Origin of the sequence: Streptomyces sp. NPDC050263, assembly GCF_040655955.1 — a bacterium.
Lineage (GTDB): Bacteria > Actinomycetota > Actinomycetes > Streptomycetales > Streptomycetaceae > Streptomyces.
In genome coordinates this window covers 55,161-76,750 of sequence record NZ_JBFAKW010000020.1, presented here as the reverse complement: position 1 = coordinate 76,750, position 21,590 = coordinate 55,161, and the positions used below count along the sequence as shown (strand labels likewise).

Sequence of the window (21,590 nt, the reverse complement as noted above, 5' to 3'; positions counted from 1 at the left end):
CTGTTCAGCGCGTCCGGCCGCCACCCGCCGTGCCCTCCGCCTCCTGTGCGTCCTCCGCTTCGGACTTCGCCCGCCGCGCGGCCTCGTCGGGCCATACGCCGATGTGGTCGCTCTCCAGGGCCAGCCGCACGCGCTTGCGCAGGTGCAGGCGCTCGGTGAACTCGCCCGGGAGTTGCAGCCGACCGCTGCCGTCCAGCACCGCGTACTCCTCGGCGGTGAGCACCTCGACGCCGTCCTCGCCGGTGGCGACCCGGCGCAGCACCTCGGTCGAGGTACGGCCGTTGCGGATCCGCACGGTGCGCTGGACCTGCTCGGACACCAGCGCGTCGTGGGTGACCACGATCACGGTGACGCCGAGGTCCTCGTTGGCCCGGCGCAGTGCGGCGAAGACCTCGTCGCTGGTGGCGGTGTCGAGTTCGCCGGTGGGTTCGTCGGCGAACAGCACCCGGGGCTCGTTGGCGTTGGCGACGGCGACGGCGACCCGCTGCTGCTCGCCGCCGGAGAGCGTGTCGGGGGTGCGGTCCCGGCAGTGGCCGACGGACAGCAGGTCGAGCAGTTCCTCCGCCCGGGCCCGGCGCTGAGAGCGCTTGATCCCGGTGTACGTCATCGGAAGCATCACGTTCTCGGCCGCCGAGAGGTAGGGCAGCAGGTTGCGGGAGGTCTGCTGCCAGACGAAGCCCACGGTGCCGCGCCGGTAGTCGAGCCGCTCGCGGCGCTTCATCGTCAGCAGGTCGTGTCCGGCGACCTGGGCGGCTCCCGCGGTGGGCACGTCCTGGCCGGAGAGTATGCCCAGCAGGGTGGACTTGCCGGAGCCGGAGGCGCCGACCACGGCGATCATCTCGCCCTCGGCCACGGCCAGGTCGAGGCCCTGGAGGGCCTGCACTTCGACGCCCTCGGTCTGGTAGATCCGCACCAGGTTCTCGCAGACGACCAGCCCCTCCTCGCGTTGCGGGGCGGCGGCCGCGGCGGCCCGCCGACGCAACTCGTCCAAGTCCGGTGCCCCGGAGAGCTGTTCGTGAACTGCCACGCGGTCCCCCGAGGAGGTGAGGAGATGAGGAGGTGAGGTCTGCACCGATCAGATGTCCTCGACGATGCGGCCGTCGCGGAGTTCGAGCACGCGGTCGGCCAACGCGAGGAGTTGCGTGTCGTGGGTGGCGACGAGGGCGGTGACGGATTCGCTGCGGACGACGGCGCGCAGCAGGTCCATCACGGTGAGACCGGTGTCGGCGTCGAGCTGGCCGGTGGGTTCGTCGGCGATGATCAGGGCCGGGTCGTTGGCGAGCGCGCGGGCGATCGCGACCCGCTGCTGCTGGCCGCCGGACAGCTCGCCGGGACGCTGGTCGGCATGGTCGGAGAGGCCGACCAGGGAGAGGAGCAGGTCGACGCGGGCCTCGCGGTCGCGGGCCGGGACCTTCCGCAGGCGCAACGGGACCCCGACGTTCTCGGCAGCGGTCAGAATCGGGATGAGGCCGAAGGACTGGAAGACGAAGCCGATGCGGTCGCGGCGCAGCGCCAGCAGGTCGTCGTCGCCGAGGCCGGCCAGATCGGTGCCGTCCAGGACGATCCGGCCGCCGTCCGGGGTGTCGAGGCCGCCGACCAGGTTGAGCACGGTGGTCTTGCCGGAGCCGGAACGGCCTCTGAGGGCGACGAGTTCGCCGCGCGGCACGGTGAAGGAGACACCGCGCAGGGCGTGGACGGCGGTGTCGCCGCTGCCGTAGGTGCGGCGCAGGTCCTCGACCACCACCATCTCGCCGATCGGCGTCCGCGTCCCGACGTCCGCCACGGCGCCGTCGCCGCTGGACCGCTCGCTCATGCTTCCTCCCTCGCCCCACCCCGGCTCGGCCGAGGCGGTCCCGTATCCGCGCCGTACGGTACGCCGGACCTCCGCCGTGGTCGGCGGGGGGCTGCGGTGCTGTTTCTGATGCGTAGTTCCACTGGGACGACCGTGAGGTGCGGGTCGGGGCGGTGGGGGGCGGTGTCTATGTGGTTCAGGAGGATGCGCAGGGCGATGGTGCCGATGTCGGTGAAGTCCGTGCGGATCGTGGTCAGCGGCGGGAGGAAGTGGGCGGCTTCCGGGATGTCGTCGTAGCCGACCACGCTGACGTCGTCGGGGACATGGCGGCCTGCCTCGTACAGGGCGCGCAGGACGCCCAGCGCCATCTGGTCGTTGGAGACGAAGACCGCGGTGATGGTCGGGTCCTTCGCCAGTTCGCGGCCCAGGTCGTAGCCGGAGTCGGCGCTCCAGTCGCCGGTCAGGGGGGTGTGGACCTCGGCTCCGGCTGCCCGGAGTGTGGCCTGCCAGCTGTCCGACCTGCGGTCCGCGGAGGTCCAGCCCTTCGGGCCCGCCACGTGTCGGACCGTGCGGTGGCCGAGGGAGAGGAGGTACTCCGTCGCCGTGCGGGCGCCGGTGACGGCGTCCGAGGTGACCATGGGGGTGCCGTCGCCCAGGTCGTTGTCCATGACGACCAAAGGGGTGTCCAGGTGGGCCTCGGCCAGGGCTCGGGCCACCCTGACCTGGGGTGCGATCGCGATGACGCCGTCCGCGCCCTCCGCCGAGAGTCGGTCCGCCGCCCGCACCACCGTGTCCCGGTCCGCCGTGTCCAGCGCGATCGAGCTGACCAGGTACCCCGCCTCCTGCGCCGCCGTGTTGATCGCCGTCAGCGTCGAGGCGGGGCCGTAGCGGGCCGCGTCGAACGAGATCACGCCGAGCATGCGGGTACGGCCGCTGGCCAGCGAGCGCGCGCTGCTGCTGGGGCGGTAGCCGAGTGTGCGCATCGCCGCCCGGACCGCTTCCCGGGTCTCGGCGCGGACGGCCGGGTGGTCGTTGAGCACCCGGGAGACGGTCTGCTTGGAGACGCCGGCCAGCTTGGCGACGTCGTCCATCACCGGGCGCGCGCCCGCGAAGTTGCGGCGACTGCGTCCCTTGGTCGCCGAGCCGTCCGCGGCGCCTGGGGTCATGGTGGGTGCTCTTCTTCCTTCGGCCTGGGTGGTCCTCGTGAAACCAACGACAGGATAGGCCGCAGGGGTGGGGTGGCGGCGGGGACCTGCGGTGCGGGTGCGTGCTTGTCGTCAGGGGCCCTTCGGGCCCAGGTCGGGGGCGTCGGTCAGGTGGGCCTGGGGTGTGGTGGTGCCGTGCAGTTCCAGGAGGACCAGGTCGTTGGCGCCCGGGCGGAGGACCGGGGCCGGGACGTAGAGGGTGCGCTGGGGGCCTCGGTTCCAGTAGCGGCCCAGGTGGAAGCCGTTGATCCAGGCCTGGCCCTTCGTCCAGCCCGGGAGGGAGAGGAACGTGTCCGCGGGGGTCTTCACTTCGAACGTGCCGTGGTGGAAGGCGGGTTCGGCGCAGGTCGGCTCGGACCTGGTGAACGAGGCCGGGTCCGGGGTGGTCTCCAGGGGCAGCGCGTGGCAGTCCCAGCCCTGTACCGGCTTGCCGCTGAGGGTCACCGGGCCCAGCAGGCCCTTCGGGACGCCGATGCGGGGGCCGTAGTTGACGCGGCCCATGTTCTCCACGAGTACCTCGAGGACGGCGTCGGCGCGGGGGACGTGGACGGGCAGGGTCTCGTCGTAGCGCTCGCGCTCCAGGACGCCGGCGGGGGCGCCGTCCAGGAAGACCTGGGCTCGGTCCCCTACTCCGCCGGCGAAGTGGAGGAGGCCGGGTCCGGGGGTGGGGGCCGTTGTCCGGTACAGGGTGTAGCCGGCGCGTTGGCTCATCTCGTCGGCGGTGACGGGGTCCTTGGCGTGGACCGGGGTTCCGGCCAGGGGAAGGAGGGGGGTGTACGTCGTCAACTCGACTGTCGTCGGGGGGAGTTTGGGGGACGGGGCCGGGATCGGTTCCTGCGGGACCGGGGCGTGGCGGGCTATGACCTCGCGGAAGGCGTGGTACTTCGGGCCCGGGTCGCCGCTCTCCGTCAGCGGGGCGTCGTAGTCGTAGGACGTGATGGTGGGGACGTAGGCGTGGTGGTGGTTGGCTCCGTTGGTGTAACCGAAGTTGGTGCCGCCGTGGAACATGTAGATGTTGACCGACGCGCCCGCGGAGAGGAGTCGGTCCAGGTCGGCGGCCGCGTTTTCGGCGTCCCTGCCGTGGTGCGGGCCGCCCCAGTGGTCGAACCAGCCGATCCAGAACTCCGAGCACATGAGCGGGCCTTCGGGCTGGGCCTCGCGAAGGCGCTCGAGCGACTCGTCCACGCGGCTGCCGAAGGTGCCGGTGGCGAGGACGCCGGGCAGGGTGCCGTGCTTGAGGTGATCGCCGGCGGTCTGGTCGCAGGTGAAGAGGAGCTCCTCGATGCCTCGCTCGCGGAAAGCGTGCTCCAGGTGCTTGAGGTAGTCGGTGTCGTCGCCGTACGCGCCGTACTCGTTCTCCACCTGTACGGCGATGACCGGGCCGCCGGCTGCCGCCGTGTACGGGAGGAGCGGGGGGAGAAGGAGGTCCAGGTAGCGGTCGATGATGTCGGTGAAGCGGGGGTCGCTGGAGCGTAGGCGGATGTCGGGGTCGGTGGTGAGCCAGTGGGGCAGGCCGCCGCCGTCCCACTCCGCGCAGATGAAGGGGCCGGGGCGGAGGAGGACGTGCAGGCCCTCTGCTGCTGCCAGGCGGAGGAAGCGGGGCAGGTCCAGGAGGCCTTGCAGGTCCAGGGTGCCGGGTTCGGGCTGGTGGAGGTTCCAGGGGATGTAGGTCTCCACCGTGTTCAGGCCCATGAGGCGGGCCTTGCGGAGGCGGTCGGTCCACTGGTCGGGGTGGACGCGGAAGTAGTGGAGGGCGCCGGAGAGGATGCGGAAGGGGGTGCCGTGGAGCAGGAAGCCGTCGGGGGTGGTGGTCAGGGCGGGGGTGGGGTTGGGGGCTTCGGTGGGGTGGGGGGCTTCGGTGGGCATGTGGGTTCCTTCGGTGTCGTGTGCGGGTGGGTCGGGGGTGCCGTGCGCCGTCCCTGCGGTGGGTGGGTCGGGGTCGTGGCGGTGCGGCCAGCCCGTCGCGTGTTGGGCGTACTGCTGCCTGCTGCCACAGTGGGACTTGGCTGTGACGAGCTGAGCGACGGGCTGCGCCGCACCGCCACGACCCACTCCCGTCGACGGGCGGCCGCGGGTGCGTCGGGGCCCCGTCTGCGACTCGGCCGGCTAGGGGGCTTCTGATGGATCTCCGTGGGAGAAGGAGCGGCGTTCGGTGTGTGCTCTCGGTGTGCCGGGCGAGAGTCCTCGTAGCGGAGCTACTAGGGCTTTCGCCCGGTGCGGCGAGAGTGCGTGCCGGGCGTCGCGACGCCGCGGAGATCCGTCAGAAGCCCCCTAGGTGGTGCGTGTTGCTCTTGTCAGCCAGACGGTGGCTGCCAGGCAGGTTGCCGAGACTGCGGCCAGGAGGAGGGGGACGGCTCTGACGTCCGACCACTCGATGACCTTGCCGAGTGCCGGGCCCGCCGCCACGCCGCCCAGCATGGACGCGGCGATGACCAGCGCGCCGGCGCGGCGGGCTCGGGGGGCCGCCCGGGTGAGCCACGGGAGTCCGGTGGGGAAGATCGGTGCGATGAAGAGGCCTACGCCGGCGTAGGCGTAGGGGGCCAGGCCCGGGACGGCCGCCAGGAGGAGGCAGACGGTCATGCCGGCGCAGGAGACCGTGATGATGGCCTGGGCGGAGAAGCGCAGGGCGATCGGGGCTACCAGGAAGCGGCCCACGGTCATCATCAGCCAGTAGACGGAGGTCGCGGTGGCCGCTGTGCCCGCGCCGTAGCCGACGGTCTCCAGGTGCGTGGGCTCCCAGCCGCCCACGCCGGCCTCGATGGCGACGTGGAGGGCGTAGAGGGTGACGAAGACGGTGAGGACGGAGCGCAGGGCGCCGTCGGCCGGTGTGGCCTTCTCGGTGGGGGTGGTGAGGTGCGGGGGGTGGTCGCGCACTCCGCGCAGACAGAGGAGCAGGGGCAGGTTGACCAGCGCGAAGGCGATGAAAATGGCGGGGTAGTGCTCCGCGCCCACGGATGCGATCAGGGCCGGGCCCAGGATCGCGCCGATGCCGAAGTGGGCGTTGAGGATGTTGAGCATCGCGGTGGAACGGTGTCCGAAGCCGACCGCGAAGAGCTGGTTGAGGCCGTAGTCGATGCCGCCGAAGCCGAGGCCTGCGAGGAAGGCCGCGGTCAGCGCGAGGGGCCAGTTCGGGGCCAGCGCGAAGCCTGCGGCTCCGGTCGCCATGAGGAGGTAGGAGGTCGCGAGGATGCGTCGGTTGCCGGTTCGTCCGTAGCGGCGGTCGAAGAGGAGGACTCCGGCCACCCCGCCCACGAAGTGGGCGCTCAGGCCCAGTCCGGCAGTTGAGGGTGAGAGCCCGAACTCCTCGCGGAGGGCGGGGATCGCCGGGCCGTAGAGGGCCTGGAGTGCGCCGATGAGTACGAAGCCGACGCAGGAGGCCGCTACCGCGAGCGTGGTGAAGACCGGGTCGGCGCCGACGGTGGTGGGTGGCGGCGATGCTGTGGCCGGGGCGCGCTGTGCCGTGGGGTGGTCGGTCACGCGGACTCCAGGACGGACGGCCCACTACGGCGTGGGGTGCGGTGTGCTGCTTCCGACGAGAAATGATGTTACCGGTAACATTCAGGGCCGCGTCAAGATGTTTTACCGGGGCCGGGGGCCGGGGGTGGGGTGCGAGCGGGCTGACTGTGTCGGGGTGGGCACGGGTTGGTTGCGACAAAGGGTTTTCCGTGTACCGGAGTTGGGAGGGACGGAACCATTCGGGCATGAATCGTGACCGGTACGTCGACTTCCTGCGGGCGTGGGCGATCCTGCTCGTGGTGCTGGGCCACTGGCTGATCACCGGGCTGGTCCGGCGGCCGGGCGGGGAGATCGACGCGCCCGAGCTGCTCGCGACCGTGCCCTGGACGCAGTGGCTGACCCTGGGCTTCCAGATCATGCCGTTGTTCTTCCTCGCCGGCGGTTGTGCAGCCGCCGGGTCCTGGGCGCGGGCCCGGACGGCCGGCGGCACCGCCGCGGGGTGGGTGGGGCAGCGGGCAGTGCGACTGCTGCTGCCTACGGCCGCGTACAGCGGACTCGTGCTGCTTGCCGTCGGGGTGTGCTCCGGGCTCGGCGTGGATCCCGCCACCCTTGCGCTGGTGGGGTGGGCGATGGCCATGCAGTTCTGGTTCCTGCCGGTGTATCTGCTGCTCAGCGCCCTGACTCCGGCGATGTACGCCCTTCACGAGCGGTGGGGGGTGCGGGCGCCCGTGGGGATGGGCGTCCTCGGGTTCGGCATCGGCGTGCTCGTCGCGGCTGCGGACGCGTCGCGTTCCGGGGGCGTCGAAGTCGTCGGGGCGCTCAACTACCTGCTCGTGTGGGGTGTCGTCTATCAGCTCGGATTCTGCTGGCGGGACGGGTCGTTGGGGAGCGGCAGGCGAGCCGTGCCGGTCACCATGGCGGTGGCGGGCGGGCTGGGGTTCGCCGCGCTGGTCGGGCCCGGACCGTTTCCCGTCAGTCTGATCCTGGTGACCGGGCAGGAGCTGAGCAACACCGACCCGCCGTCGGCGGCCATGCTGGCGTGGGCCGTGGCGCAGGTCGGGGTCGCTCTGCTGGTCGCCCCGGTCGTGCGGCGGGCGTTGGAGCGGGCCCGGGTGGCACGGGCGGTGCGGGTGCTGGGGGCGGGCAGCATGGCGCTCTACCTGTGGCACATGCTGCCGGTGCTCATCGTGGCCGCCGCCTTCTACCTGACCGGGCTCGCCCCCGAACCCGGCTACGGCTCCCTGGCCTGGTGGGCTCTGCGGGTGCCGTGGCTGGTGGTGCTGGGGGGCGTTCTGGTGGGGGTTCTGCGTGTGCTGCGGCCGGTGGAGCGGGGGCTGGTCTCGCTGGAGATCCGGGTGCGGCCCTGCCCGGAGGCGAGGGGGGCCGAGTCCTGGCGGATCTGGGCCGGGCTCGGTGTGAGCGTGTCGGCGTTGACGTATTTCGCCGGGCACGGGTTCGCCTACGACGGCGAGTTCCCGGTATGGCCTGCGGTGGGGCTGGGGGTGGGCACGGTGTCTCTGGCCCTCCCCCGGTGGCGGGGTCTGCGCGGGAAGGGTGGTGGCGTGGACCGGCTGGACGGGCGCGAGGAGCTTGAGGAGGCTGCCTGATCCGCGGTCAGGCTGTGCGCTTGCGGGGTGTTGTCTTCTTCGCCGTCGGCTTGCCCGAAGCCGAAGCCGAAGCGGATGTCGATGTCGATGTCGACGCCGTGCTTCGCTTTGCCGCTGTCTTGTTCGCTGCCGTCTTCTTTGCTGTCGTCTTCTTTGCGGCTGTCTTCCTGGCGGCCGTGGTCTTCGTTCCGGCCGCGCTCTTCGTTCCGGCCGTGCTCTTCGTCGCTGTCGTCTTCTTCGCCGTCGACGTCGACTTCTTGCCGTCCGTCCGCTTGGGCGCCGTGCGGGCCGACTTGCGCGAGGGTAGGCGGGTGACGTCCGCCTGCTCCGGTTCCTCGCCCCTCGACTCCTTCGCCGCCCGGACGCTCTTCTCCAGGGCCGCCATCAGGTCCAGCACCTTGCCGCTGGACGGCGGGGCCGGGGCCTCGCGGGGCGCCTCGCCGGCCGCCTTGGCCGCGACGACCTCCTCGACCGCCTCGCGGTACTCGTCGTGCAGGTCCTCCAGGTCGACCTCGCCGAGGGTGTCCATCAGGGCGTCCGCCAGGTCGAGTTCCTTGTCCCGGACGGTGACGGAGGCGTCCGGGGCGACGCCCTCCGGTGCGCGGACCTCGTCCGGCCAGAGCAGGCCGTGCATGGCGATCGCGTCGCCGACCACGCGGAGCATGCCCAGGCGCTCGCGGCCGCGCAACGCGTACTTCGTGATCGCCACCTTGTTGCTGCGCTTGAGGGCCTCCCTCAGCAGCGTGTACGGCTTCGCCGCCGGGGCGCCGCCCGCCTGGAGGTAGTAGGCGGCGTCCATCTGGAGCGGGTCGATGCGGTCGGCCGGGACGAACGCCACGATCTCGATCGTCTTCGCGGTCGGGATGGGCAGCTGGGCCAGGTCCTCGTCGGTGATCGGGATGATCGTGCCGTCCGCGTCCTCGTACCCCTTGCCGATCTCCGCGGAGCTCACCTCGCGCTCCTCCAGCTCGCAGACCTTGCGGTAGCGGATGCGGCCGCCGTCCTCCGTGTGGATCTGGCGGAAGGAGATCGAGTGGCTCTCGGTGGCGTTCACCAGCTTGATCGGGATGCTGACCAAACCGAAGGAGATGGCGCCGTTCCAGATGGATCTCACGTGCAGCGCCCTCCGGGTTGCCTTTATTGGACGGTTTCAGATCGTTTCAGATGTTTTCCAATGATTTGTGTGATTCTCATCTTATGACGCCGATCACCGAGGTGGAGGGCAGACGGGTCGCGCTCAGCAACCTGGAGAAGGTGCTGTATCCGGCGACCGGCTTCACCAAGGGCGAGGTGCTGCACTACTACGCGACCGTCGCCGACGTCCTGCTCCCCCATCTGCGCGACCGGCCGCTGTCCTGGCTGCGCTACCCGGACGGGCCCGACGGGCAGGTCTTCTTCGCCAAGAACGTGCCGCCGGGGACGCCCGACTGGGTCACCACCGCCGAGGTGCCGCGGTCGGAGGGGCCGGCCCGGATGGTGCTGGTGCAGGATCTGGCGAGTCTGGTGTGGGCGGCGAACCTCGTCACCGAGTTCCATACGCCCCAGTGGGTGATTCAGGACCCCGAGGTCGCCGACCGGCTCGTCTTCGACCTCGACCCCGGGGCGCCCGCCACCGTCGTCGAGTGCTGCGAGGTCGCGGTGTGGCTCCGTGAGCGGATGGCGGCGGACGGGATCGAGGCGTACGCGAAGACCTCGGGGGCGAAGGGGCTGCATCTGTTGGCGGCGGTGCGGGGGGCGTCGTCCGAACGGGTCACGGAGTACGCCAAGCGGCTGGCCGTGGAGGCGGAGCGGGCCCTGCCGCGGCTGGTCGTGCACCGGATGACGCGGAGTCTGCGGCCGGGGAAGGTGTTCGTGGACTGGAGCCAGAACGCGGCACGCAAGACGACGGCCACTCCGTACACGCTGCGGGCGCGGGCGGCGCCGAGTGTGTCGGCGCCGGTGGGGTGGGAGGAGGTCGAGGGGTGCGGGGAGGTGGAGGCGTTGACTTTTCTGGCCTCGGACGTCGCTGCGCGGGTTCGGGAGCGGGGGGATCTGCTTGCGCCGTTGTGGGAGGTGGGGCGGGCGGGGGGTGTGCCGTGAGGGGTGCGGGCGCAGGGTCTTCTCGCCCCCGCCGCCCCTTCCCTTCCCGTCCCTGGGGGCTGCGCCCCCGGACCCCCGTTCGGCCTGGACGGCCTCGTCCTTAGAACTCCCCCAGAGGGGGTACCCCCAGACGGGCTGGAAGAACTGAGAGACAGGCGCCTCACACCCTTGACCACGTTTGCCGGTCTCTTGCCATGGCGTGCAGTGCCTCTACGTCTGCCGGCTTGAGCACGGCTCCCGGGTGGGTCAGGTCGGTGAGGGTGGTGTCGGTGAGGATGCGGACGTTTCGGGGCGGGGTCTTGAAGGAGACGTCCGTCGGGGCCACCAGGGCCAGGACCGGGTGGACCTCGGCCGTCAGGGCGTAGGAGGCCCGGTCGGCGGCTGCGCGGACCCTGCGCAGGAGGGGTTCCGGGTCGCGGCGGCCCAGGGTGACCATGGGGTCGGCGATGCGGACCCGCTGCTTGCGGGCGGGCAGCGTGTGGATCGCGAAGAGGCCGGACGGGCCGATCGCCAGGTGGTGGACGCGGTCTCCGCCCGGGAGGGGCAGCGAGTGCAGCGTGCGCCAGCCGGCGCCGTCCAGGCGGTCCAGGGCCTCGCCGATCGTCTGTTCCGCCGCCAGGGCCCGGCGGCGCGGGTCGGTCCTGAGGCGGCGGGCGGGGCCCGGGTCGCGGTCCAGGTCGACGACGAGCGCCTCGCCGGGGCGGTTGGGGGCCAGGTCGTCGTCCGGGTGGAGGGAGAGGCGGGCCAGCTCCGCGGGTGTGGGGACCGGGGGCGGGCCGACCGTGACCGGGCCGGTGATGAAGGGGCCGAGGGCTTCGAGGACGTCCTCTCTGCGGTCGTCCCCGATGAGGTTCACCCTGGCCGCCTCACGGTCGTACCAGGCGATGTTCCTGCCGTCGGCGAGGCAGACGTAGAGCCGCTCCTGGCCGTGTCGCCAGGTCGGTATGACGCGCAGTCCGTTCATGCGGCAATCACCCCTTGACCCAAGGGAACAGGAGGGGTGCTCCCGGGGCAAGAAGGCGGTTACCTTCGGGAGGAGTTGGGCAGGCCCTAGGCAGCGCGTTTGGGGAGGCGCCGTTGCGGACCCGCAGGAAGCAACCCGACGTACCGGCTCCGGAGCGTCCGTGGAGTGAGATCGTGCCCGGTCTGTGGATGGGCGGGCACGAGTTCCGGGGGCCGTCCGGGGCATTGGAGCTCGCCGTGGTCCGGGGTGAGTTCGACGTCGTCCAGACGCTGACCCGGGCCCGGCAGGGGCACGGGCCCGATACCGGCGTGGAACATCATGTGTGGCCGATCCCGGACGGGCCGCTGGACGGGACGCAGCTCGCCGGGGTGATCCGGCTGGCGCAGGCCGCGGCCGACGCGATGGACGAGGGGCGGGTGGTTCTCGTGCGTTGCTACAGCGGTTACAACCGGTCGGGGCTGGTCGTCGCCCATGCGCTGGTGCGCCGCGGGCATTCGGCCGAAGAGGCGATCCGGCTGATACGGTCACGGCGCTCGCCGTGGGCCCTGCACAACGAGTTGTTCGTGGAGTACCTGCGGGCGGGGCTGCCGACGGCCAGACTGCTGGAGGAACTGGCCGAGTAATCGTTTCGTCGCAGCCGGTACGTAAAACGGACTTCCCTACGAATATGGTGTACGGGCCCGGCATCGTCGTCGCCGCAGAGGAGTCACAGGAGTCCCGTGTTCCGCAGTCGTCCCAGCCGTTCCGCCCTCTCCACGCGCGTCGCCCGCTCCGCGTTCGCCCGTTCCGCGTTCGCCCGTTCCGCGTTCGCCGTCGTCGGCTTCGTTCTGCTGGCCTCGGTCTCGGTGGGCTGCGGGGACGCCGGGGAACTGGAGGGCGCGGGCTCGACGCCGACCGCGATCAGCCCGGACCGGCTCTGGCCGGATCTCACCCCCGCCGCGAGTCCCGCCTTCGACATCGGCGAGGTGGACACCAAGGTCGTCAAGGGCGTCACCGTGCCGGGCGGCGACATCCGCAAGGCGGACCCGGTCGCGGTCGTGCGCGCGGAGATCGCCGCCGACCCCGGCGACTACAGCGCGGGCGCCTACGACGAGACCGCCCGCCGGATGGCCGACTGCGGCAAGAGCGGCACGGCAGGGACCCGGTGTCCCGTCCTCAAGGCGTACTACCGCGACCTCACCGGTGACGGCCGGGAGGACATGACGCTGGGCTTCCGGCAGTTGCCCGGCAATCTGACCGCCGTCCGCGTCTACACCGTCCGCGGCGACAGGCTCGTGCAGGTCATGTCCTACGAGGACGCCGTGAGCGGGGTCGAGCTGGCCGGGCGGTCCGTGATCATCCGCGCCCCGTCGGAGGTCGCCGGCTACGAGTACCGGCTCCAGTGGACGTGGGATCAGCAGCAGCACGCCATGCTGCTCACCCATGACGAGATGCTGCGCACCGGCAGCGGCCGGAAGGACTCCTCGCACCCGTCCGCTTCGGTGTCCGCGACGGCGTCCGGCCCGCCGTCCGGCCCCGCGGTTCCGTCCTCCTCGGCGAGCGGCCGATGAGGCTCGCGCTTCCCTCGTGGGCCGGCACGCTCGCCGCGAAGGCCGCCGCCTTCATCACCGTGATGTGCTGCGCGCTGGCCGCCCTGCTCGGCGTCCTCGTGCATGTGTCGGTGACCAACCAGACCGTCGGCGAGGCCCGCGACCTCGCGCTGTCCCGGCTGACGGACGCGACGACGGCGTTCGAGGCGGGCGATACGCTCGAGCGGGGCGCGAGCGTCGATCCGGCGGGGCTGCCCAAGTCGCTGCGAACGCTGGCGGTGGCCGGGGAGCGCGGCACGATGGTCGCCGACCACCGGGGGCGGCCGACGATGTGGGCGGCGGGCCCCGCCGACGGTGAGCGGGCTCTCGCGGTCGCCGTCGACTACTCGCAGAGCGCCCGCACCATCGAGGCGCTCGACACCGCGATCCTGTGGTCGTCGGCGCTGGCGATCGGGGCGACACTGCTGGTCGGCGCCCTCGCGGTGACCCGGGTGACCCGTCGGCTGCACGCCACCGCGCAGGTGGCCCGGCGGATCACCGCCGGCGATCTGGACGCGCGCGTGGACGACCCCCGCGCGAAGGATTGGGGCCGGCCTCAGGACGAGGTGGGCGCCGTCGCCGTCGCGCTCGACTCCATGGCGTCCTCGCTGCAGGGCAAGCTGCTCAGCGAGCAGCGGTTCACCGCCGATGTGGCGCACGAGCTGCGCACGCCGCTGACCGGGCTGCACGCGGCGGCCGAACTGCTGCCGCCGGGACGGCCGACGGAGCTGGTGCGCGACCGGGTGGCGGCGCTGCGCACGCTCACCGAGGACCTGCTGGAGATCTCCCGGCTGGACACCGGGCGCGAGCGGCTGGAGCTGGACGCCGAGGAACTGGGCGCGCTGGCGGTGCGCGTGGTACGGACGGCGGAGGCATCCGGGGCGTCAGGCGCAGCGGGGGCCTGCGTGACGACCGGCGCCGAGGTCAGGGTCGCCCGGGACGCGCGCGTGGAGACCGATCGGCGGCGCCTCGAACGGGTGCTGGGGAACCTGCTCGCCAACGCGCACCGGCACGGGCGGTCGCCCGTCGAGCTGACGGTGGACGGTCCCGTGGTCACCGTGCGGGACCACGGGGACGGCTATCCGGAGTACCTCGTCACGCACGGGCCGCAGCGGTTCCGCACCGAGGGCGGGGCGAAGGGGCACGGGCTGGGGCTGACGATCGCGGTCGGCCAGGCGGAGGTGCTGGGCGCGCGGCTGACGTTCACGAACGCGCCGGACGGCGGTGCGGTGGCCACGCTGACGCTCCCTCAGACGCCTCCTGCCACGAGCGCCCTCCCCGATGGCGCAGCGTGACGGGCGACACGCACGAACCCCTCCTAATATGGCGATTAGTCAGCTTCGCCCCCTTCATGGAGGTACCGCCATGTCCACCACGTCCCTGCGCTCCCCTCTCACCCGCCTCGCCATAGTCACCGCAGCCGGCGCCCTCGTTGCCACCGCAGCCGTCGCCCCGGCCCTCGCCGACGACGGGAACGGTGGCACCGGCAGCGGCACCACCGCCCAGCAGAGCGGCTCGTACAACTGGCAGAGCCAGGGAGGCGACGGCAGCGGCCAGGGCAACCAAAACGCCCAGAGCACACAGACCGGCCAGGCCAACCAGGCCGGGCAGAGCAAGCCGAACGGTCAAGGCACACAGACCGGGCAGAGCAAGCCGAACGGCCAAGGCACACAGACCGGCCAGGCCAACCCCAACGGCCAGACCGGCCAGGCCGACCAAGGCACGCAGACGGGCCAAGGCACACAGACGGGTCAGGGCACGCAGACCGGTCAGGGCACGCAGACCGGTCAGACCGGGCAGGGCAACCAGGCCGGCCAGGGAACACAGACCGGCCAGGCCAACCCGAACGGCCAAGGCACACAGACCGGCCAGGCCAACCCGAACGGCCAAGGCAATCAGAGTGGCCAGACCGGGCAGACCGGGAGTTGGCAGTCCGGGGGCGGGAACGACTGGCAGTCCGGCGGCGGGGACGGGGGCGGCGACTGGGAGTCGGGCGGTGACGGCGACTGGGAGCCGGGAGGTGACGGCGACTGGGAGTCGGGGGGCGACAGCGACTGGCAGTCCGGTGGCGGTGGTGACGACTGGCAGTCCGACGGCGGAGGCCGTCCCGACGACCAGAACGACTCCCCTCGCTACCGCGGGCGCGTGACCGCGGACGAGTTGCTGCTGCGCAGCAGGCCGACCCGCGCCGGCGAGGTGATCCGCGTCGCCTACCGCGGCGAGATCGTCTCGATCTTCTGCAAGACCTCCGGTCAGAACGTCCAGGGCAACTCCCTCTGGTACCTCCTCACGGACGGCACCTGGGCCTGGGGCGCGGCGCGCTACATCGACGCCATCGGCGCGGCGCCGCGCTGGTGCTGACACGCAAACACTTCCAAGGCCCACAAGGGGCCACATTTAGGTAAGTTCCGGGCATGACGAAAGTGGGAGCCGGCGCAGACCCCGGAACCGGACCCGGAACCGGGACCACCGTCACGGCGGCCGACGCGCCCGCCCCCGCGGTACGCCTCCCCCGGCGCCGTGGCGTCGAACTCGCCCTCATCGTCCTGGCCGTCCTGCTCTCCGTGTACGGGTACTGCGCGGTCGGCCTCGCGAAGGACGGCACCGTCCCGCCCGGCGCCGCCGGTTACGGCGCCGGGCTCGGCGTGCTCGCGCTGCTGGCGCATCTCGTGGTGCGGCTGCGCGCGCCCTGCGCCGATCCGCTCCTCCTGCCCATCGCCGTGCTGCTGAACGGGATCGGCCTGGTGCTGATCTACCGGCTGGACCTGGAGACGCCGGGCGACCGGGCCGCGCCCACGCAACTGATGTGGTCGACGGTCGGGGTGGCCCTGTTCATCGTGGTCGTCGCCGCGCTGCGCGACCACCGCGTGCTCCAGCGGTACGCGTACGTGTGCGTGGTCGCCGCGCTCGCTCTGCTCACCCTCCCGATCCTGTTCCCGGCCGTGAACGGGGCCCGGATCTGGATCCGCATCGCCGGTTTCTCCATCCAGCCGGGCGAGTTCGCGAAGGTGCTGCTCGCGGTGTTCTTCGCCGCGTACCTGGCCGCCAACCGCACGGCTCTGGCGTACTCGGGCCGCCGGATCTGGCGCTTCTCACGTATGCAACTGCCCACCGGACGCGTCCTCGGCCCGATCGTCGCGATCTGGCTGCTGAGCGTCGGCGTGCTGGTCCTGGAGCGGGACCTCGGCACGTCGCTGCTCTTCTTCGGACTGTTCGTGGTCATGCTCTACGTCGCGACCGGCCGCACGGGCTGGATCGCCGTCGGTCTGCTGCTCGCCTCGCTCGGCGCGGTCGCCGTCGGCCGTCTGGAGCCGCATGTGCACAGCAGGGTCGAGGACTGGCTGCACCCGTTCGCGTCGATCGAGGCCGGCCAGGGGCCCAACCAGCTCGCGCAGTCGCTGTTCTCCTTCGCGGCGGGCGGGGTGTTCGGCACCGGGCTGGGGCTCGGCCACTCCATCCTCATCGGCTTCGCCGCGAAGTCGGACTTCATCCTGGCGACGGCGGGCGAGGAACTGGGCCTGGCGGGGCTGTCGGCGCTCTTCCTCCTCTACGGCCTGCTCGTGGAGCGCGGCTACCGGGTGGGCCTGTCCCTGCGGGATCCCTTCGGACGGCTGCTGGCGACCGGCCTCGCCTCGATCGTGGCGCTCCAGGTGTTCGTGATCGCGGGCGGGGTGACCGGCCTGATCCCGCTGACCGGCATGGCGATGCCGTTCCTGGCGCAGGGCGGCTCGTCGGTCGTCACCAACTGGGCGATCGTGGCGCTGCTGATCCGGGTGAGCGATTCGGCGAGACGGCCGCACACGGAATCATTCGACGATCCTCCCGGTGATCCCCTCGACCAACGCCCCCGGAGGCCCGCGTGACCCGGCACATCCGGCATGCCGCCGCGTTCTGCGCCCTGCTGCTGGTCGCGCTGCTGGTCAACGCCGCGCGCGTCCAGGTCGTCCGGTCCGGGAGCTACGACGGCAATCCGGCCAACCGGCGTGACTCCATCGCCCGTTACGCCCAGCCGCGCGGCGACATCCTGGTCGACGACGAGCCGGTCACCGGGTCCCGGGACACCGGGGAGCAACTGCGCTACGAGCGCACGTACCTCGACGGGCCGCTGTACGCGCCGGTGACCGGCTTCGCCTCGCAGGTCTACGGGACGACGTTCCTGGAGCACGCCGGGGACGAGGTGCTCTCCGGGTCGGATCCGCTGCTCGCGCCGTTCCCGCTGTGGAACGACGTCACGCACGGCCGGCCGCCCGGCGGCAACGTGGTGACGACCCTGAACCGGCATGCCCAGTGGGCCGCGTACGAGGGGCTGGGCGGGCGCAAGGGCGCGGTGGCGGCGGTGGAGCCGGCGACGGGGCGGGTGCTGGCGCTGGTGTCCAGTCCGTCGTACGACCCGGCCGTGCTGTCCGGGAACGACGCGGGGGCGGAGCGGGCCTGGGCGCGGCTCAACGGCGATCCGGACAAGCCGATGCTGAACCGGGCGGTGCGGCAGACATATCCGCCCGGGTCGACGTTCAAGGTGGTCACCGCGGCGGCGGCGCTGGACGCGGGGGTGATCACGGACCTCGACGCGGCGACCCGCTCCCCCGCCCCCTACCGGCTGCCCGGCACGACGACGCGCCTGACCAACGAGGGCGACGGCTGCGAGGACGCTCCGCTGCGGGAGGCCTTCCAGTGGTCGTGCAACACGGTGTTCGCGAAGCTCGGTGTGGACACGGGGCTGGCTCACATGACGCGGACGGCGCAGGCGTTCGGCTTCAACGACGTGGACGTGCGGATCCCGTTCGCCGTCGCGCCGAGCACCTTCGACACCTCGCTCGACAAGGCGCAGTTGGCGCTGTCCTCCATCGGCCAGTACAACACCCGGGCGACCCCGCTCCAGATGGCGATGGTGTCGGCGGCCGTCGCCAACGGGGGGTTGGTGCGCTCGCCGTATCTGGTGGAGCGGACGACGCGGAAGGGCGGGGCGACGGTGGCCACGGCCGGTTCCCGTACCGTCCGCCAGGCGATGTACCCCTCGACGGCGCGGCGGCTGCGTGAGCTGATGGAGGGCGTGGTGCGGGAGGGCACCGGCACGAACGCGGCGATCCCCGGCGCGATCGTCGGCGGCAAGACCGGCACCGCCCAGCACGGCATCGGCAACGCCGGGACGCCGTACGCCTGGTTCGTCTCCTGGGCGCAGGGCGAGCGGGACATGGAGCCGAGGGTCGCGGTCGCGGTGGTGGTGGAGGACGGGTCGGCGCGCCGCGGGGACATCACCGGGGGCGGGATGGCGGCGCCGATCGCCCGGGCGGTGATGGAGGCGGTGCTCAATTCGTGAGACGGGGGCTTCCGGGACCGTACAGGAGCGTTCTACGGTTCGCCCATGACTGATGCCAGCGCCGAAATCGTCCCGGAAGCCGCCTCTGAGACCGCCTCTGCATCTGCTCCCGACTCTGTTTCCTACTCTGTTCCCGGCTCTGCTCCTGAAGCCGCTTTCGAGCTCGCCCAGGTCAATATCTCGCGCCTCAGGTTCCCTTTGGACTCCCCCGAGTTGAAGCCCTTCGTGGACGCCCTCGATCCGGTCAACGCCGACGCCGACGCGGCGGACGGGTTCGTGTGGCGGCTGCAGTCCGAGGAGGGCAACGCGACGGACATCAGCTTCTTCGGCGACGACTGGCTGATCGTCAACATGTCGGTGTGGCGGGACGCGAACGCCCTGACCGCGTACATGTACCAGGGCGGACACCGCGAGATCATGTCCCGCCGACGGGAGTTCTTCGAGCGGGTCGCGGAGTCGATGACGACCCTGTGGTGGGTACCGGCCGGTCACCGCCCGACGGTCGCGGAGGCCGAGTCCCGCCTGCTCCATCTGCGCACCAACGGCCCGACGCCGTACGCGTTCACCCTGCGCACCTCGTTCCCGCCGCAGGGCGCGGAACCGGTCGCCCTGACGATCCCGGAGGACCTGGGCTGCTCGGTCTGAGGATCCGAGGACGTGAGGAGCTGAGGAGCTGGGGGAGCTAGGGGAGCCTCAGCCGGAAGAGTGCGGCCGGGCCGGTCGACTCGGCGCGTTGCGGTCTGTTGCGGCCACACTCGATCTCGTCGCCGTCCGTGTCCCCGACGTAGGCGGACACCTCGGAGTTGATCGTCACCGTGCCCGGCGCGTGCTCGACCTCGAGGATCTCGCCGGACGAGCCCCAGCGACTCCGCGCCGGCGTTGCGGACGCGGAGGGCGGCTGTGGGGGCTGGTCTGCGGTCACCGGTGACGGCGGTTGATGTCGGTGAGGTCGATCTCGATCAGGAAGGGAACGGCCACGTTGAGCTGATCGTGGTAGATCCCGGTCGGGACGTAGGTGTTGGTGGCCGGGTCGCGTTCGTAGACGTAGACGACCGGTAGGCCGTCGTTCTCCTCGACTCGCCAGTAGTGGGGGACGCCGGCCGTGGCATATTTCCGCGGCTTGACCTCCCGGTCACGGTCCACCGAGTCGTCCGAGACAACCTCGATTGCAAGGACGACGTCCCTGGGCTCGAGCCAGGTCTGCCGGGGTCCGGTGTCAGCCTCCGAGCGGAACACCAGAACATCCGGTTCCGGCCGGTTGCGCTTGTCCAACTTGATGGTCACCTCGCGGATGACGTCCAGATCGTCGGGGACCTGGACCAGCAAGGCGTGCTCCAACAGACGCATGGTTCGCGTGTGAAAGAACGTCTGCGGACTCACAAGAACCAGACTCCCGTCGATCAGCTCCGTGTGCGGAGGCAGGTTAGGGAGCCGGTCCAGGTCCTCCGCCGCCCAACCGCCCTCCGGCGGGCGGGGCCACTCGTAGTCCTCATCCAGCCCGTACTCGCGTGCGGCGCTCATGATTACTCCCATGCGGTGGAGCCTGGCAGACACTGCCAGCGTACCCAGCGGAGTGCGCCGATCCGCCACCCCCGAAGAGTGATCATGACGCAGGGATTGACGCCCTTGCTGACAAGCAGTCTCATAAGAGCCATGACGACGACCCTCACCGATGCCGACGCGCTCGCAGGGCTGCGGGACGCGCTGGGCCTGCTGAAGGACCGGGAGCAGGTGGCCGAGCGGCTGCTCGCGTCCTCCGCCGAGCATTCCTTCGACCCGGACGAGGAGCTGGACTGGGACGCCCCCTTCGAGGACGGCAAGTGGTTCTGGCCGCCGGAGCTGGTGTCGCTGTACGACACGCCGATGTGGCGGCGGATGAGCGAGGAGCAGCGGATCCTGCTGTCCCGGCACGAGGCCGCCGCGCTCGCCTCGCTCGGGATCTGGTTCGAGATCATCCTCATGCAGCTGCTCGTGCGGCACATCTACGACAAGGCGGCGACGAGCGCGCACGTGCGGTACGCGCTGACCGAGATCGAGGACGAGTGCCGGCACTCGAAGATGTTCGCCCGGCTGATCACGCGCGGCGAGACGCCCTGGTATCCGGTGAGCCGCGCCCACCGGAACCTGGGCCGCCTGTTCAAGACGATCTCCACCACCCCCGGCTCCTTCACCGCGACCCTGCTCGGCGAGGAGGTCCTCGACTGGATGCAGCGGCTGACCTTCGCCGACGAGCGGGTCCAGCCGCTGGTCCGGGGCGTCACCCGGATCCATGTCGTGGAGGAGGCCCGGCACGTGCGCTACGCCCGTGAGGAGCTGCGCCGTCAGATGGTGACCGCGCCGAGGTGGTCCCAGGAGTTCACGCGGGTGACGTCGGGCGAGTTCGCGCGGGTGTTCTCGGTCGCGTTCGTGAATCCGGAGGTCTACACGAACGTCGGACTGGACCGGCGCGCGGCGATCGCGCAGGTGCGGGCGAGCGGGCACCGGAGGGAGGTCATGCAGTCGGGGGCGAAGCGGCTGACGGACTTCCTGGACGACATCGGCGTGCTGCGCGGAGCGGGACGGCGGCTGTGGCGGTCGTCGGGGCTGCTTGCATAGGGCAACGAACCCGGGGCCGCCGGACTACGCTGCATCCATGTCCCCCGCCGCCCCCGCATACCGTCGGCTCAGCGTCGAGGAGCGCCGCAGTCAGCTGCTCGACGCCGCGCTCTCGCTGTTCGCCCACCGCGTCCCCGAGGACGTCTCGCTGGACGACGTCGCGGAGGCCGCCGGGGTGTCCCGGCCGCTGGTCTACCGGTACTTCCCCGGCGGCAAGCAGCAGCTCTACGAGGCCGCGCTGCGCTCCGCCGCCGAGGAACTGCGGCACTGCTTCGGCGAGCCGCAGGAGGGTCCCCTGCTGCCCCGGCTGGCCCGCGCCCTCGACCGCTACCTCACCTTCGTCGCCCGCCACGACGCCGGCTTCAGCGCCCTGCTCCAGGGCGGCAGCGTCGTCGAGACCTCCCGGACGACCGCCATCGTGGACGGCGTCCGACGCGCCGCCGCCGAGCACATCTACCGCCATCTGGGGGTCGACGGTCCCGGGCCGCGGCTCCGGATGACCGTGCGGATGTGGATCACCGCGGTCGAGGCGGCCTCCCTGATCTGGCTCGACGAGGACCAGCAGCCGCCCGCGGACGAGCTGCGGGACTGGCTGGTCGACCAGTTCGTCGCCGCCCTGACCGTGACCGCGGCCCGGGACGCGCAGACCGCCGGGCTGGTCCGGGGTGCGCTCGCCGCGCGGACCTGATCGACACTGGGGGCGTGAAGAGCGAAGACACCCCCTTCGAGGGCGGACCCATGGACGGCCGGGTGCTGTCCGTGCTGCTGGGCCCCACCGGCCACCCGCCGAAGACGTACCGCATCCCCGTCCCCGACGCGGCCGGCGGACCGCCCACCGTCCTGGTCTACCGACGCGTGCCCCGCGGCCACAGCAAGAAGCTCGGGCTGCCGCAGGGCTGGAAGTACGAGTTCGACCCCGAGGGGAAGCAGAGCGACCGACCACGCTGGCCCTGGTCCAGGTCGGACGCCACGCCGGGCCGGCCGCGGGACGACGCCGACGAGTGACC

19 protein-coding genes and 2 pseudogenes are annotated in these 21,590 nt (G+C 71.7%); 12 read left to right on the top strand and 9 right to left on the bottom strand.

What is annotated here, in order from left to right:
- Positions 1–4: 4 nt before the first annotated feature.
- The 5 genes from AB0J04_RS12535 to AB0J04_RS12515 form a co-directional block, all read right to left on the bottom strand.
- Positions 5–991: an ABC transporter ATP-binding protein gene (locus AB0J04_RS12535; protein ID WP_363168357.1), complete on the bottom strand. Its 987-nt coding sequence runs from the start codon at positions 989–991 to the stop codon at positions 5–7.
- Positions 992–1,075: 84 nt separating this feature from the next.
- Positions 1,076–1,813 carry an ABC transporter ATP-binding protein gene (locus AB0J04_RS12530; RefSeq protein ID WP_363168335.1) on the bottom strand — a complete coding sequence of 246 codons (738 nt, stop codon included), beginning with the start codon at positions 1,811–1,813 and terminating at the stop codon, positions 1,076–1,078.
- Complete coding sequence (locus AB0J04_RS12525) at positions 1,810–2,958, bottom strand: LacI family DNA-binding transcriptional regulator (RefSeq protein WP_363168334.1); 1,149 nt, start codon at positions 2,956–2,958, stop codon at positions 1,810–1,812. The genes AB0J04_RS12530 and AB0J04_RS12525 overlap by 4 nt, the downstream gene beginning before the upstream one ends.
- 111 nt (positions 2,959–3,069) lie before the next feature.
- A complete protein-coding gene (locus tag AB0J04_RS12520; RefSeq protein ID WP_363168333.1) occupies positions 3,070–4,863 on the bottom strand; it encodes a beta-galactosidase family protein in 1,794 nt (597 codons plus the stop codon).
- Positions 4,864–5,268: 405 nt separating this feature from the next.
- Positions 5,269–6,474 carry an MFS transporter gene (locus tag AB0J04_RS12515; RefSeq protein ID WP_363168332.1) on the bottom strand — a complete coding sequence of 402 codons (1,206 nt, stop codon included), beginning with the start codon at positions 6,472–6,474 and terminating at the stop codon, positions 5,269–5,271.
- 224 nt (positions 6,475–6,698) lie between these two features.
- Between AB0J04_RS12515 and AB0J04_RS12510 the strand changes: the two genes are divergently transcribed.
- Complete coding sequence (locus AB0J04_RS12510; protein WP_363168331.1) at positions 6,699–8,060, top strand: acyltransferase; 1,362 nt, start codon at positions 6,699–6,701, stop codon at positions 8,058–8,060.
- A gap of 7 nt (positions 8,061–8,067) precedes the next feature.
- On the opposite strand, the gene AB0J04_RS12505 is transcribed toward AB0J04_RS12510, so the two are convergent.
- On the bottom strand, positions 8,068–9,174 hold the full coding sequence (locus AB0J04_RS12505) for a Ku protein (RefSeq protein WP_363168330.1): 1,107 nt from the start codon (positions 9,172–9,174) through the stop codon (positions 8,068–8,070).
- A gap of 83 nt (positions 9,175–9,257) precedes the next feature.
- Between AB0J04_RS12505 and ligD the strand changes: the two genes are divergently transcribed.
- Positions 9,258–10,139: a non-homologous end-joining DNA ligase gene (gene ligD, locus AB0J04_RS12500; protein ID WP_363168329.1), complete on the top strand. Its 882-nt coding sequence runs from the start codon at positions 9,258–9,260 to the stop codon at positions 10,137–10,139.
- Positions 10,140–10,299: 160 nt separating this feature from the next.
- Here ligD and AB0J04_RS12495 read toward each other — a convergent pair whose 3' ends face one another.
- Positions 10,300–11,103, bottom strand: a complete 804-nt coding sequence (locus AB0J04_RS12495) for a nuclease-related domain-containing protein (RefSeq protein WP_363168328.1) — start codon at positions 11,101–11,103, stop codon at positions 10,300–10,302.
- Positions 11,104–11,216: 113 nt separating this feature from the next.
- Here AB0J04_RS12495 and AB0J04_RS12490 point away from each other — a divergent pair, with 113 nt between their 5' ends.
- From AB0J04_RS12490 to AB0J04_RS12460, 7 genes and pseudogenes are all read left to right on the top strand, one after another.
- Entirely contained in the window at positions 11,217–11,726 is a 510-nt protein-coding gene (locus AB0J04_RS12490; RefSeq protein WP_363168327.1) for a dual specificity protein phosphatase family protein, read from the top strand.
- 204 nt (positions 11,727–11,930) lie between these two features.
- A complete protein-coding gene (locus tag AB0J04_RS12485) occupies positions 11,931–12,653 on the top strand; it encodes a hypothetical protein (RefSeq protein ID WP_363168356.1) in 723 nt (240 codons plus the stop codon).
- Positions 12,650–13,966, top strand: a complete 1,317-nt coding sequence (locus tag AB0J04_RS12480; protein WP_363168326.1) for an ATP-binding protein — start codon at positions 12,650–12,652, stop codon at positions 13,964–13,966. The genes AB0J04_RS12485 and AB0J04_RS12480 overlap by 4 nt, the downstream gene beginning before the upstream one ends.
- Positions 13,967–14,801: 835 nt before the next feature.
- Positions 14,802–15,032: pseudogene (locus tag AB0J04_RS12475) on the top strand (SH3 domain-containing protein); the annotation flags it as partial.
- Between the two features lie 53 nt (positions 15,033–15,085).
- Positions 15,086–16,534 (top strand): FtsW/RodA/SpoVE family cell cycle protein, encoded by a 1,449-nt coding sequence (locus AB0J04_RS12470; protein ID WP_363168325.1) that lies wholly within the window; start codon positions 15,086–15,088, stop codon positions 16,532–16,534.
- Entirely contained in the window at positions 16,531–17,988 is a 1,458-nt protein-coding gene (locus tag AB0J04_RS12465; RefSeq protein WP_363168324.1) for a penicillin-binding protein 2, read from the top strand. The genes AB0J04_RS12470 and AB0J04_RS12465 overlap by 4 nt, the downstream gene beginning before the upstream one ends.
- A gap of 153 nt (positions 17,989–18,141) precedes the next feature.
- Positions 18,142–18,633 (top strand): annotated as a pseudogene (locus tag AB0J04_RS12460) (DUF3291 domain-containing protein); the annotation flags it as partial.
- A 37-nt stretch (positions 18,634–18,670) separates the two neighbouring features.
- On the opposite strand, the gene AB0J04_RS12455 reads toward AB0J04_RS12460, so the two are convergent.
- Entirely contained in the window at positions 18,671–18,910 is a 240-nt protein-coding gene (locus AB0J04_RS12455) for a hypothetical protein (RefSeq protein WP_363168323.1), read from the bottom strand.
- Positions 18,907–19,509 carry a Uma2 family endonuclease gene (locus AB0J04_RS12450; protein WP_363168322.1) on the bottom strand — a complete coding sequence of 201 codons (603 nt, stop codon included), beginning with the start codon at positions 19,507–19,509 and terminating at the stop codon, positions 18,907–18,909. Before AB0J04_RS12450 ends, AB0J04_RS12455 begins: the two co-directional genes overlap by 4 nt.
- A gap of 132 nt (positions 19,510–19,641) precedes the next feature.
- On the opposite strand from AB0J04_RS12450, the gene AB0J04_RS12445 reads away from it, so the two are divergent.
- From AB0J04_RS12445 to AB0J04_RS12435, 3 genes are read left to right on the top strand one after another with little or no spacing between them, the layout of a single operon-like run.
- Positions 19,642–20,583 (top strand): diiron oxygenase, encoded by a 942-nt coding sequence (locus AB0J04_RS12445; protein ID WP_363168321.1) that lies wholly within the window; start codon positions 19,642–19,644, stop codon positions 20,581–20,583.
- Between the two features lie 37 nt (positions 20,584–20,620).
- Positions 20,621–21,271, top strand: coding sequence for a helix-turn-helix domain-containing protein (locus tag AB0J04_RS12440; RefSeq protein ID WP_363168320.1), 651 nt, complete (start codon positions 20,621–20,623; stop codon positions 21,269–21,271).
- Between the two features lie 14 nt (positions 21,272–21,285).
- The gene (locus AB0J04_RS12435) at positions 21,286–21,588 is read left to right on the top strand and encodes a hypothetical protein (protein ID WP_363168319.1); all 303 of its coding nucleotides are present in this window, start codon (positions 21,286–21,288) and stop codon (positions 21,586–21,588) included.
- The last annotated feature ends 2 nt before the right edge of the window (positions 21,589–21,590 follow it).